The sequence below is a fragment of the Brevibacterium renqingii genome, assembly GCF_017808095.1.
In the GTDB taxonomy this organism is placed as follows: Bacteria; Actinomycetota; Actinomycetes; order Actinomycetales; family Brevibacteriaceae; genus Brevibacterium; species Brevibacterium renqingii.
This window is the reverse complement of record NZ_JADBHG010000005.1, coordinates 108,501-121,639: the sequence shown is the minus strand read 5'-3', so window position 1 is coordinate 121,639 and position 13,139 is coordinate 108,501. Positions and strand designations below refer to the sequence as shown.

Sequence of the window (13,139 nt, the reverse complement as noted above, 5' to 3'; positions counted from 1 at the left end):
ATGGCAGACGTGACTTTTCCTCGTATCGGTGTCATTGGCGGCGGCCAACTGGCACGCATGCTCGCCCCTGCCGCAGAAGCCCTCGGCATCCGGTTCTCCGTTCTGGCGGAGACCGCTGAGGCCCCCGCCACTCAGGTCATCAATGAGGTGACCGTCGGCGACTACACTGACTATCCGACGCTCAAGGCCTTCGCCGAGACCGTCGACGTCATCACCTTCGACCACGAACACGTTCCGCCGGAGCACCTGCAGGCTCTGGTCCGGGCCGGCCACACCGTGCGTCCGGGACCGCAGGCCCTCATCTTCGCTCAGGACAAGATCCGGATGCGGACGAAGATGGACGAGCTCGGCCTCCCCAACCCCGCCTGGGCGGAGATCACATCGGCCGCCGACATCGAGGCCTTCGCCGCCCGAGTCGGCTATCCGTTCATCCTGAAGACACCTCGCGGCGGCTACGACGGCAAGGGTGTCCGCGTCATCGACAGTCTCGAGGAGGGCGTCGACTGGCTCAGCGAGGTCCCGCAGCTGCTCGCCGAGGAGAAGGTCGACTTCACCCGCGAACTCGCGGTCATGGTCGGGCGGTCCCCGATGGGGCAGACAGCGGTGTGGCCGGTCGTCGAGACCTGGCAGCAGGACGGGGTCTGCAAAGAGGCGATCGCGCCGGCACCCGACCTGGACGCGGAGAAGGCGAAGGCGATCACCGAGGCGATCCTCAAGGTCGCCGGCACCCTCGAAGTCACGGGTGTCATGGCCATGGAGATGTTCGAGACCTCCGATGGCTTCCTCATCAACGAATTCGCCATGCGCCCCCACAACACCGGGCATTGGACGCAGGACGGGTCGGTGACGAGCCAATTCGAACAGCATCTGCGCGCCGTCCTCGACCTGCCCCTGGGCAGCCCGGCGGCTCGGGAGGACGTGTCCGTGATGGTGAACATCCTCGGCGCCGAGCACGTCGATCTCTACCAGCCGTATCTGCATGTCATGGCCCACGATCCCGCGGTCAAGGTGCACCTCTACGGCAAGAGCGTGCGTCCGGGCCGCAAAGTCGGACACGTCAACGCCTACGGCGAGGACCGGCAGCTCGTGCTGGCCCGGGCCCGCCACGCTGCGGATTTCATCGCCGGCGTCGACGTCGATCCGCACCCCGTGATGCCCACGCCCGGCGACCTCCTCGCCGATCGAGACCTCGGAACCGCCTGAGACGAAGGAAGCACAGATGAGCGCAGCACACGAAGACGTCATCCCGGCAACGGCCCCCGTCGGCATCGTCATGGGGTCGGATTCGGACTGGCCGACGATGCAGGCCGCGGCCGAGGCCCTCAGCGGACTCGGGGTCCAATCGAGCGCCGAGGTCGTCTCCGCTCACCGCATGCCCGAGGACATGGTCGCCTGGGCGAAGTCGGCGGCCGATCGCGGTATCCGGGTGATCATCGCCGGTGCCGGGGGAGCGGCCCACCTGCCGGGGATGATCGCCTCGATGACCTCGCTTCCGGTCATCGGCGTTCCCGTGCCCCTGAAGCATCTCGATGGAATGGACTCCCTCCTGTCCATCGTGCAGATGCCGGGCGGTGTGCCCGTGGCGACCGTCTCCATCGGCGGAGCGAAGAACGCGGGCCTTCTGGCTGCGCGCATCCTCGGTGCCGGAGACGGTGAGGAAGCCGCGAAGCTGCGGAGCCGATTGGACGCCTATCGGGAGGAGCTGCGACAGGTCGCCCTCGACAAAGGTCGCGCATTGCAGGAATAATGGCCTTGCTGAACGTTTGATAAGTCATAGGAGAATGATGTTCGACCTCTACCAGCCCAGCGAAGAGCACGAAGAGATCCGCGCCGCGGTGCGCAATGTCGTGGAGAAGAAGATCGCGCCGTATGCGGCCGAGGTCGACGCGGACTCCCGCTATCCGCAGGAGGCCCACGATGCGCTCGTGGAGACGGACTTCTTCGCCGCCCATATCCCGGAGGAGTACGGCGGAATGGGCGCTGACGCCCTGGCGGTGTCGATCATCATCGAGGAAGTGGCGCGCGGCTGCGCCTCCTCCTCGCTCATTCCGGCCGTGAATAAGCTCGGCAGCATGCCCGTGCAGCTCGGCGGCAGCGATGAGATCAAGCAGAAGTACTTCCCCTCGGTCGCGGCAGGAGAAGCCGGCTTCTCCTACGGTCTGTCCGAGCGGGAGGCCGGTTCGGACACGGCTTCGATGAAGACCCGTGCACTGCGCGACGGTGACGACTGGATTCTCAACGGAGTGAAGACCTGGATCACGAACGCCGGCGAATCCGAGTACTACACGGTCATGGCCGTCACCGACCCCGACGGTCCGCGCGGCCGGAACATCTCGGCCTTCGTCGTCGAGAAGTCGGATGAGGGATTCACCTTCGGCGAGAAGGAGCGCAAGCTCGGCATCAAGGGCTCGCCCACGCGCGAACTGCTCTTCGACAACGTCCGTCTGCCGGGAGACCGGATCGTCGGTGAGCCCGGAGAGGGGCTCAAGATCGCCCTGCGCACCCTCGATCACACCCGGGTGACGATCGCCGCGCAGGCCGTGGGCATCGCCCAGGGCGCTCTCGACTACGCGCTGTCCTATGTCAAGGAACGGCAGCAGTTCGGCAAGGCGATCGCGGAGAATCAGGGCATCCAGTTCATGCTCGCCGATATGGGCATGAAACTCGAGGCGGCACGTCAGCTCACCTACACCGCTGCCGCGAAGAGTGAGCGCTTCGACGATGATCTGACCTACTTCGGCGCCGCGGCGAAGGCCTATGCTTCGGATGCGGCAATGGAGATCACCACCGATGCCGTGCAGCTGCTCGGCGGTGCCGGCTACGTCGTGGACCATCCTGTGGAGCGGATGATGCGCGATGCGAAGATCACCCAGATCTACGAGGGCACCAACCAGATCCAGCGCATGGTGATGGGACGTCAGCTGCTTCGCTGAGGCTTCGTCCACGCAGACACCGCGGGCCGTCCGAATCGGGCGGCCCGCGGTGTCTGCGTGCTCTTCTGTGAAGAATCGCACAGGCGGGGAATCCGACATGCACGGCGCGGATGTGCCGGAATCGGAAGTCCGCAGGCGACACAATGGTTGAACACAGTGGACTCTGAATTCCGTTTGGCACAGTGGTTCCCGGTGCGACTCCGGTTGTGCCGACCGTGCTGAGCGTGGCCGCCGGCACAGGTCCGCGTGTGGCTGGCGAACAGTGACGACCGCAGACGAGACGAAGGGAAGGCAGTGGCCGAAACGAGATACGTGGACCCGATCCGCTACCCTTCGTACTCCTCACAGCCGACACGGGATGTGCGGGCCTGGCTGCTCCTCCTCGTCACCGTCATCGTTCCGGGCGGCGTGCAGCTGCTGTTCGGGCACCGCCGCTGGGCGAAGATCTCGCTGTCGATCACAGTGATCAGCTGGCTGCTGGCCATCGTCGCCGGGGTGATCGTCCTCTTCGACCGGACGTTCCTGTTCACTATCGGCACGAATCCCTTCATCCTCACCTTCCTCACGATCTGGATTCCGGTCATCGCCGTCAACTGGGTCGTCTGCCTCTTCGACTCGCTGCGTCGCATCCGACTCGTCACGCTCTCCCAGCGGGCCAGGAAGCGCTTCGTGGCAGCGTTCTGCGCCCTCCTGCTCATCGTCGTCGGTCCGCTCGCGTGGGGGACGACGATGCTCAACTCGCAGCGCGGTCTGATGAGCGACCTCTTCGCCTCGGGCAAGGCCCTCAAACCCGTTGACGGCAGGTACAACATCCTGCTGCTCGGTTCCGACGCAGGTAAGGGACGCACAGGCATCCGACCTGATTCCCAGTCCCTGGTCTCGATCGATGCGAAGACCGGCAAGACGGTCATCGTCGGTCTGCCGCGGAACATGGAGAACGTGCCCTTCCCCGAGGACTCCCCGCTGCACAAGCATTATCCGCAGGGGTTCAACTGCGGCAGCGAGTGCCTGCTCAACGCGGTGTTCCAGCAGGGGGAGAGGCACAAGGACGAGTTCGAGGACCCGAAGCTCGCCGGGGAGCAGGCGACCATGGACGCGGCCTCCGCGATCACCGGGCTCGAGGTCCAGTACTATGCGATGATCAACCTCAAGGGCTTCGAGAACCTCATCGACTCCCTGGGCGGGATCACCCTGGTCTCGGGCAAGCGGGTGCCGATCTCCTCGAAAGTCGACCCGACGACGGGTGAGCACGGTCCGGTCAAGGGGTGGATCGAGCCGGGCAAGCAGAAGCTCGACGGCTATCACGCGCTGTGGTTCGCCCGCTCCCGGGAATTCTCCAGCGACTACGAGCGGATGATCCGGCAGCGCTGCGTGCAGACGGCGATGGTCAAGCAGCTCGACCCTTCGACGGTGCTCACCCGCTACCAGGCCATCGCCAAGGCCACACCGGGGGCCGTGTCGACGAACATCCCATCCTCGCAGGTCGACTCGTTCGTCGACCTCGCGCTCAAGGTCAAATCGCAGAAGATCGAGTCCCTGGACCTCACCCCGCCGCAGATCACTCCCTCGGATCCGGACTTCGATGTGGCACGACAGCTCGTAGCCGATAAGATCGAGGAGGCGTCTAAATCCTCGGAAGAGGACAAAGGCGCCGTCTCGGCCCCCGGAGGCGACCTGTCAGCCGCCGCCGGAGTCGATGCGGGACTCGATCCGGACCCCGGTTCCGGGCCGCAGCTTCTGGCACAGGGTGCCGGCGGCACCTCGGCTGACGACGGCGAAGAAGCCGAGGCGAAAGCGATCTGCTACGTGCCCTGAGGCATCGGATATGTGGTCGGTCGGGATCGGCAATGACCGAAATCGACCCCTTCATGACGGTTCCGGGAAAATCTTTTGCTCGGTGTGTCCCTTGCCAATACTGGGAACCACACCGGTGTAACTAGAATATTCCTCTTTGTGGCTAGTCTGACACGCCGAAAATGTGTAACAATTTTGAGATGTTGGGGTTGCCCACCGTACTGCCAACGGTGCAGGAGACCTCGAGGCCTGAACTTCCCTGTCTTCCTCGAAAAGGCTGTAACGATGAAATATCTATTGCCCACCGTCGCGGGCTGCGCATCTGTCGCGCTCGTCGGCACCTTAGCGGTCACGGCGCCGGCGGCCATTGCGGACACGTCGTCGCCCGATGTGTCCAAAGAGGCGCTGGACGTCAGCAAGGACGGACTCAACGTCCCCGGTGCCCGCGATTCCAGTGATTCCACCGCCACTGCCGCCAACCAGAGCGCCACGAGCAATCTGCCCAACATCTTCAAGTCGCAGACCGCGCTCGCGTCGACCAAGGTTCCGAACATCGTCAACGCCGCCGCTTCGGCGTCGACCGGCACGGTCAACAACGTCTCGACCGGCCTGTCGTCAGGAAGCGACGAGGCTGCGCCGTCCGAGGACTCGACACCGTCCGAGGACTCGACACCGTCCGATGGCGAGCAGACGCCCGCCGAGGACGAGAAGAGCGAAGATCAGAAGACCGAGGACGACGGCGCGGAGGACTCCTCGCAGAAGTCGGACTCGAAGGACGATGAGGACATCTCCGGCTCTGTTCGCCAGAAGACCGAAGACGGTGTGAACATCGCACTCATCTCGGACGTCCTCGACGTGCCGTCGAACAACCCGAGCCTCATCGGCTTCACGTTCTCCGAGGCGAAGTCGAACATCCGCATTCAAGTCCGCGTCAAGCACGGCTCCGACTGGGGCAGCTGGGACACTCTCGACCAGGAACAGCAGGAGGAGGCCCAGAACAAGGGCTCCGAGCCGATGACGGTGTCGAACGCCTCCGGTGTGCAGATGCGCATCCTCGGTGATTCCGCGCCGAGCGACGCCGAACTCGTGCTCGTCGATCCCAAACGCGATTCCGGTGATGCTCAGGCAGTGGCCGAGAACGCTCCCGTCGAGCTCGATCAGCAGGCCTCTGGTGCCTCTGAGGGTGCCGATGCGGCGACGGAGGAGTCGGACGACGCCGAGGCAGCTTCTGCCGAGAATGTCGCCGCCGCCGGTGGCGCGACGGTGACCAACCAGAACTACGTGCCGGGGTCGTCGAGCGTCTCCACCGTGGCGAAGAAGGTATCGAAGCCGAAGATCGGTTCGCGCAGCTCCTGGGGCGCGAAGGCCTACAAGGGCAGCCCTGACTACGCGAGCGGGATCAAGCAGGCTGTCGTCCACCACACCTCCGGTTCGAACAGCTACTCGGCTGAGGACGTCCCCGGAATCATCCGCGGCATCCAGGCATACCACCAGCAGGGACGCGGCTGGAACGACATCGGCTACAACGTCGTCGCGGACAAGTACGGCCGTCTCTGGCAGGCGCGTGGCGGCGACATCTCGAAGGCCGTGATCGGCGCGCACGTCTCCGGGCACAACACCGGCACCTTCGGCATCTCCGTGCTCGGCACCTACAACAGCTCGGCGCCGCCGAAGAAGACTAGGGATGCCGTGGCCTCGGCGATCGCGTGGAAGTTCTCCATCAATGGGATCTCCTCGGCGACGAAGTCGAATCTGGTCGGACACCGCGACCTGGGGCAGACCGACTGCCCGGGCGACGCCTTCTACGCGAAGTTGGGCGAGGTTCGTTCGACGGTCAACTCCATCCTCAAGACCGGTGAGCAGCCGGACGAGAAGAAGGACGATTCCAAGAAGGACGACAAGAAGAAGGACGACGACAAGAAGGCGGACAAGCCGAAGTCGAAGACCACGATCGAGAAGTACGCCGAGAAGCACAAGCTGGGCAAGGCGCTCGGCAAGGAGCAGTCGGTCAAGGGCATCTCGGGCGCGAAGTCCCAGAAGTTCGAGAAGGGCGTCGTCTACTGGTCCAAGAAGACCGGCGCATACCACTTGTCGGGTGCGATCGCCTCGTCGTACAAGGGCGATGCGATCACCGAGTTGGGGCTGCCCACCTCTGCGGAGAAGGGCGGCCTCAAGGACGGGGGCGCTGCACAGCGGTTCCAGAAGGGGTCGATCTACTGGTCCAAGGACACCGGCGCGCACTACACCAAGGGCACGCTCATGAAGTACTGGGGTGACAAGGGAACCGTCAAGGGTCACCTCGGTTACCCCAAGTCCGACGTCGTCTACAAGGACGGGCGCGGCGAGCAGCTCTTCGAAGGCGCCCGTCTGGTCTGGGCCGAGGGCTACGGCACAACGGAGTTCTCTCCCAAGGGTTCGATCGCCGGCGGCGTGACCGATGACAACGCCGCGGGTGATTCGACCCCGCCGGGGGACGAGCCCGCCGATGACCAGTCGCCTGCAGACTCCGGGGAAGGTTCTGCAGACGACAAGGACTCGAAGGACGACGACAAGTCCAAGGACGACTCGAAGAAGGACGACTCGAAGGACGACGACAAGTCCAAGGACGACTCCAAGAAGGACGACTCGAAGAACGACGACAAGTCCAAGGACGACTCCAAGAAGGACGACTCGAAGAACGACGACAAGTCCAAGGACAAGGACAAGAAGAAGGACAAGCCGACGAAGGCCGAGAAGATCGCGGCCCAGCGCGCGTCCATCATCAAGGAAGCGAAGGCCCACCTCGGCGTCAAGTACGTGTGGGGCGGCACCTCGCCGAAGTCCGGCTGGGACTGCTCGGGCTACACGCAGTACGTCTACGGCAAGCACGGCATCGAACTGCCGCGTACGACCAGTCAGCAGCGTAATGCGGGCAAGGAGATCTCCATCAAGGACGCCAAGGCAGGCGACCTGATCTGGATCCCGGGACATATCGGAATCATCTCCGAGACGAAGGGCCAGATGTACGATGCGGGATCGACGCGGACGAACACCACGAAGCGCAGCTACAGCTGGATGCTCAACCGCGGCGCCAAGGTCATCCGCGTGATCGGCTGACCGACAGCGTCCACAGCAGGCGTTCGATAGCCTCACTGACAGTGCCCTGCAGGGATCCGTTTCCGGATCACCGGCAGGGCACTGTCTGGTTCCCCTCCGTTCTCTGCGTTGGCAGGCATCGACGGAACGCGCCGCGGATGACAGGCGGTGAATAGTGTGTGACTCCGTCTGAACAGTGCATGAAGAGCACTCGCACGCTTCGCCGCTGAGGCTATCGTGGACAGTGCACACCCGGAGCACGAAGCGTGATCCGGCACGATCCGTCCAAGGGGGCCAGAACAGTGCATCGACTGCACAACACGGTCAAGAACTTCGAATGGGGCAGCACCGACGCGATTCCCGCGATCCTGGGCACGGTCCCAGACGGAACCCCCTGCGCGGAACTCTGGCTCGGAGCGCACCCCATGAGCCCCTCACAGCTCGACCTCGATCGGGAGCGGAGGAAGGCGGCAGCCGATCGCCTCGGACGCCTCGGCGGTCCGTCGTCCCCGGCACCGGTGGCGACCGAGTCTCGGCCGGGACCGAATCTCATCGAATACCTCGCAGGCGACCCGACCGGTCTGCTCGGTCATGAGTCCGTCGAGTCCTTCGGCGCCCGGCTGCCGTTCCTGCTCAAAGTGCTCTCGGCCAGGAGGGCACTGTCGATCCAGGTGCACCCGAATCAGGAGCAGGCGCGAGCCGGATACGCACGAGAGGAGGCTGACGGCCCCTCGCTCGACGCTCCCGAGCGCAACTTCAAGGACGCTTCGGCGAAGCCCGAGCTCATCTACGCTCTCACCGACTTTCATGCGCTCACGGGATTCCGTCCCCGCAAGGCCGTGCGCGCGACGTTCGAGCGCATGCTCTGCCAGCCGCTGACACCGCCATCGCTGGACTTCCTCGGTGCCGTCATCGCAGCACTGAAATCCTTCAGCGAGGCGAAGGGCCTCTCACGTGCCGTCGAACTCGTGCTCGGGGATCCGAGGGCGATCGGCCTCGTCGACGAGGTCGCCGCGCACGGCATCGATGAGCTGCCCGTCGGGCATGTGAGCCGACTCGGCAGCGCCGTCGACCCGGCGCAGACCTTCTGCGAACTCGTCGACGACTATCCCCACGATCCCGGTGCGCTTGTGGCGCTCATGCTCAACCGCGTGCACCTGCAGCCGGGAGAGGCCTTGGCGATGGACGCCGGAGTGCTGCACGCATACCTCTTCGGCACGGGCATAGAGATCATGGCTTCGAGCGACAACGTCCTCCGCGGAGGGCTGACGTCCAAGCACGTCGATGTCGCGGAGCTGTCGAAGATTGCGGACTTCCACGCGGGAATGCCGCGGATGGTCGAGCCCGACCGCGACGGCGTTCTGCTCGGGTCCACCGAGGACTTCGCGCTGCAGGCCCTGCGCTGCCCGCGAGCGACGAGGCTCGAACGTCGAGGTGCGGCAATCGCACTGTGCACCTCCGGGACGGTCACGCTGACCTCTCTCGGGTCCTCTGTGGCCCTCGAACGCGGAGAGAGCGTCTTCATCGCGGCCAACGAGCCGACGGTGACCGCTGACGGCCACGGAGACCTGTTCGTGGCGACCACCGGTCTGGAACCCGCACCCTCGCTGGGCTGAGAGACAGATTCTCGCGCGGCCGCAACGAGAAGTGGTCACGTTCGGATACAGAATCTCAGATCTGATATCCGAACGTGACCACTTCTCGGGCGTTCGGCAGGTGACAGCGGGCGGAAAGCCCGACGCCCTCGCGCGGCTCGCCCGTTTCTCGGTCAGCGACCCGCCGGTCGCCCGGAGGAAGTCAGGCGGCGACCTCGATGGTGGGCACCTCGTCGGGAACGCGCACCTCGGCGCCGGTCTTCTCCTTGACCTCGTCCACGGTGACCCCGGGGGCGAGCTCGACGAGGGTGAAGGAGTCGCCGCTGACATCGAGCACGGCGATATCGGTGATGATGCGTTCGACGACGCCCTTGCCGGTCAGCGGCAGCTCGCAGGACTTCCGCAGCTTGTGCGAGCCGTCCTTGGCCACATGGTCCATGATGACGATGACGCGCTGGGCGCCGTGGACGAGGTCCATGGCGCCTCCCATGCCCTTGACCATCTTGCCCGGGATCATCCAGTTCGCGATGTCGCCGTTCGTGGCGACCTGCATGGCGCCGAGGATCGCGGCATTGATCTTGCCGCCGCGGATCATGCCGAAGCTCGTCGCCGAGTCGAAGTAGGCGGCGCCCGGGTTCATCGTGACGATCTCCTTGCCCGCATTGATGAGGTCGGGATCGATCTCATCCTCGGTGGGGTAGGGGCCGACTCCGAGCAGACCGTTCTCGGACTGGAGGACGAGGTGGACGTCCTCGGGCAGGAAGTTCGGCACCAGGGTGGGCATGCCGATGCCGAGGTTGACGTAGCTGCCGTCTTCGAGTTCCTGGGCGGCGCGGGCCGCCATCTGATTGCGTGTCAATGACATGGTGTGTCTCCTCAGGCTTCCCGTACGGTGCGCTTCTCGATGGGCTTGTCCGCCACCTGTTCCGGCGTCAGCGGAACCACACGGTGGACGAAGACGCCGGGCACGTGGACATCGTCCGGATCGATCTCGCCGGGTTCGACGAGCTTCTCCACCTCGGCGATGGTGATGCGAGCGGACTGGGCGGCCGGGGGATTGAAGTTCCGGGCCGAGGAATGGAAGACGAGGTTGCCGTGCCGATCGCCGATGGCGGCCCGGACGAGGGCGTAGTCCGGGGCCAGCGACTTCTCGAGGACGTATTCCTTCTCTTCGCCGAAGGTGTCGAAGACCTTCGTCTCCTTCGCCGGCGACTCCTTGACGACAGTGCCGTTCTCGTCGTACTTCCAGGGCATGCCGCCCTCGGCGACCTGCGTGCCCGCACCGGTGATCGTGTAGAAGGCCGGGATCCCGGCGCCGCCCGCACGCAGCTTCTCGGCCAGCGTCCCCTGCGGGGTGAGTTCGACCTCGAGCTCGCCGGAGAGGTACTGGCGGGCGAATTCCTTGTTCTCACCGACGTAGGAGGCGATGATGCGACGGAGCCGGCCGTCGGCGAGCAGAATGCCCAGACCGCGTCCATCGACACCGGCGTTGTTCGAGATCACTTCGAGGTCCTCGGCTCCCTGGTCCTGGAGGGCGCGAATGAGGAATTCGGGCACACCCACGACACCGAAGCCGCCTACGGCGATCGATGATCCATCTGCAATGTCGGCCACCGCCGCTGCGGGGGTATCAACTACTTTGTCCATGTGCCCAGTGTGCCACGGACCACTCCTAGCTCGTCTGCCAGGTCCATGATTCGAGCCTCGTCGACTCCGTTGGTGAGCAGGACCTCGCCGCCGCCGAGGAGGTGGCTGAGGAATTGCGGCCACTCAGCGGGAAGCGGTGTCGATTTCGACACGAGGAGTCCCTGCGGGCGCCCGGCTCCGTCACTCGCGTCGTCCTGTCGCGTCCAGTCGATGAGCTGCCCGTCGAACTCGAGTGTGCCTGTGGCGGCGAGCCGTCGGGAGGCGACATCGGGATGGGCGCGAATGGCGGAGTTGACGTCGATGAAGTCCTCGCCGACCGGTGTGCTCAGAGCCAGGGCCGGCGGGTTGAAGACGAAGACCTCTTCGGCCGCGGACACGGACTCGTCGTCCTCGTGTCCGAAGGGGACGATGGCCAGGTGCTCCTGGGCCGGAGGCGTGTCCGAGATGACCACGCGACCGTCGGCGAGGAGGACGCTGAGGATCGCGACGAGTTCGCGCCAGTGCAGGCCCTGCGGCAGGGGAGCGAAGAGGGTGAAGTCCGGGCCGAGATCGAAGTCGCCGAAGAGGCCGACGCCTTTGTTCACCCAGTTCGAGACGACCGGTCCGGTGAGGTCGAGACTGTCGTGCTCGGGACCGCGCCAGAGCAGGACCGGCCCGCCGGTGTGTGTGATGGCTGTGAGATCCATATCCGCCTTCATCGTTGTCTGGTGTGTGTCATTGCCGATTGCGGCCCGTTCGCCGAGGTGGTGCGCGAGCGGATTCCGGTTCTGTGGCCCGAAGCGCCGCTGGTCAGGGGACGATGAGTCCGATGTCGATGGTCACCCCGCGAGGGAAGGCCCCGAGCTCTCCGTCGACCCACTGGTAGTGCGTGGATGCGCTGAGGTCCTCGGCGAACAGGGCCGTGTGGAGCCGTTCGACGAGGGAACCGAGTCCGACCATGGCTTCGAGCAGAGGGGGACCGCCCGACTGTGCCGTGGCCGGAGAGTCAGAGGGGCTGAGCGTGATGCGCGAACCGGATCCCTCGATGCGCATCCTCCAGGCCGCATGTCCGGGAGTCCGCGACTGTCCGGCGCGGACGACGCGAATTGCTCGGGAGACCCTTTCGAGGATGTCATCTCCGTTGTCGCCGGCAGGGGCGCCGCCGGGCAGATCGGTCACACCGAGGCCTCGCTGGACGGCTTCGACATGTCCGTAGCGGAACCAGTCGTCGCGAAGTTCGCGCGACAGAGCCCTGGCCCCGGCTCGGCCGTTGTCGAGATATCCGCCCGCTCCTCTGACCAGAGCCATCGGCAGGCCGCGGGAGGAGCCCTTGACCAGGTCGGCCGCGGCCGCGATCTCATCGGCGACGGCGCGCACCGTCACCGTCTGGACGCGACCGTCGTCGTCGGGACGGCCGCGCTGATCGTCGAGCCCGGAGAGTCCGGAGAGGCCGAGGGCGATGTCTCCGACCCCGACCCGCCAGGGGCGCGAGCTCGTATCGGAGACGACCAGGCCGATGCGGACGGAGAACGCCTGCTCGACCCGCTTCCGCAGAGCGTCGGCGGATCGGTCGCTGTCGAGCGGGTGGAGGACGACCGTGCCGCCCGAGTTCGACTGGTCGAGGCCCGCGGCCGCCTGCACGGTGCCGGCTGGAGTGCGCACGACCTGAACAGTGGTGCCGGAGCCGTAGGAGCGTTCGGTGACGAGATGAGTGCCGGTGGCTGCGACGAGCTCTTCGAACTCGGCCCGGTCGGCCACGGTGCGCAGCCGGCCCTCGGCCTTGGACACGACCTTCGAGGCGATGACGAGGATATCGCCGTCCTTGAGGTCGATGCGGTTGCGGCGCAGCGCGTTGATGAGGATCGCGGCGAGGTCGGATCCCGGTGCGATCTCCTCCTCGACGGGAGGGGCGTAGACGGTGAGGAGACGGTCATTCATGCTCGGCCGCCGGTGATTCGACTCTCATTCCTCCATAATCCCATCGACGGCGACTCATTTCTAAATTCTCCAGATTTGCTCAGGACTGTCCTACAGGTTGTGCCCGGCAGTCATCGCATTCCCTATATATGGGGTTCCGGGCGCGTGTGCATGTGAAGGTGTGTTCGAATATGCGTTC

The 13,139-nt window shown here is 65.2% G+C and carries 10 protein-coding genes; 6 read left to right on the top strand and 4 right to left on the bottom strand.

Annotation, left to right across the window (positions count from 1 at the left end; genetic code table 11):
- The 6 genes from IIE29_RS11075 (at position 1) to manA (ending at position 9,418) form a co-directional block, all read left to right on the top strand.
- Positions 1-1,203 carry a 5-(carboxyamino)imidazole ribonucleotide synthase gene (locus tag IIE29_RS11075; RefSeq protein WP_209325315.1) on the top strand — a complete coding sequence of 401 codons (1,203 nt, stop codon included), beginning with the start codon at positions 1-3 and terminating at the stop codon, positions 1,201-1,203.
- A gap of 16 nt (positions 1,204-1,219) precedes the next feature.
- On the top strand, positions 1,220-1,747 hold the full coding sequence (gene purE / locus IIE29_RS11070) for a 5-(carboxyamino)imidazole ribonucleotide mutase (protein ID WP_209325314.1): 528 nt from the start codon (positions 1,220-1,222) through the stop codon (positions 1,745-1,747).
- Positions 1,748-1,784: 37 nt separating this feature from the next.
- A complete protein-coding gene (locus IIE29_RS11065) occupies positions 1,785-2,933 on the top strand; it encodes an acyl-CoA dehydrogenase family protein (protein WP_281389136.1) in 1,149 nt (382 codons plus the stop codon).
- 294 nt (positions 2,934-3,227) lie between these two features.
- Positions 3,228-4,748 carry an LCP family protein gene (locus IIE29_RS11060; protein WP_209325312.1) on the top strand — a complete coding sequence of 507 codons (1,521 nt, stop codon included), beginning with the start codon at positions 3,228-3,230 and terminating at the stop codon, positions 4,746-4,748.
- Between the two features lie 264 nt (positions 4,749-5,012).
- Positions 5,013-7,823 carry an NlpC/P60 family protein gene (locus tag IIE29_RS11055; RefSeq protein WP_209325311.1) on the top strand — a complete coding sequence of 937 codons (2,811 nt, stop codon included), beginning with the start codon at positions 5,013-5,015 and terminating at the stop codon, positions 7,821-7,823.
- Between the two features lie 281 nt (positions 7,824-8,104).
- Entirely contained in the window at positions 8,105-9,418 is a 1,314-nt protein-coding gene (gene manA / locus IIE29_RS11050; RefSeq protein ID WP_209325310.1) for a mannose-6-phosphate isomerase, class I, read from the top strand.
- 181 nt (positions 9,419-9,599) lie between these two features.
- On the opposite strand, the gene IIE29_RS11045 is transcribed toward manA, so the two are convergent.
- The 4 genes from IIE29_RS11045 to IIE29_RS11030 all read right to left on the bottom strand — a co-directional run bounded on the left by IIE29_RS11045 (position 9,600) and on the right by IIE29_RS11030 (position 12,961).
- Positions 9,600-10,262: a 3-oxoacid CoA-transferase subunit B gene (locus tag IIE29_RS11045; RefSeq protein ID WP_209325309.1), complete on the bottom strand. Its 663-nt coding sequence runs from the start codon at positions 10,260-10,262 to the stop codon at positions 9,600-9,602.
- Between the two features lie 11 nt (positions 10,263-10,273).
- Entirely contained in the window at positions 10,274-11,044 is a 771-nt protein-coding gene (locus IIE29_RS11040) for a CoA transferase subunit A (RefSeq protein ID WP_209325308.1), read from the bottom strand.
- Positions 11,032-11,730 carry a hypothetical protein gene (locus IIE29_RS11035; RefSeq protein ID WP_209325307.1) on the bottom strand — a complete coding sequence of 233 codons (699 nt, stop codon included), beginning with the start codon at positions 11,728-11,730 and terminating at the stop codon, positions 11,032-11,034. The genes IIE29_RS11040 and IIE29_RS11035 overlap by 13 nt, the downstream gene beginning before the upstream one ends.
- Before the next feature lie 103 nt (positions 11,731-11,833).
- Positions 11,834-12,961, bottom strand: a complete 1,128-nt coding sequence (locus IIE29_RS11030; protein WP_209325306.1) for a coenzyme F420-0:L-glutamate ligase — start codon at positions 12,959-12,961, stop codon at positions 11,834-11,836.
- Between the last annotated feature and the right edge of the window lie 178 nt (positions 12,962-13,139).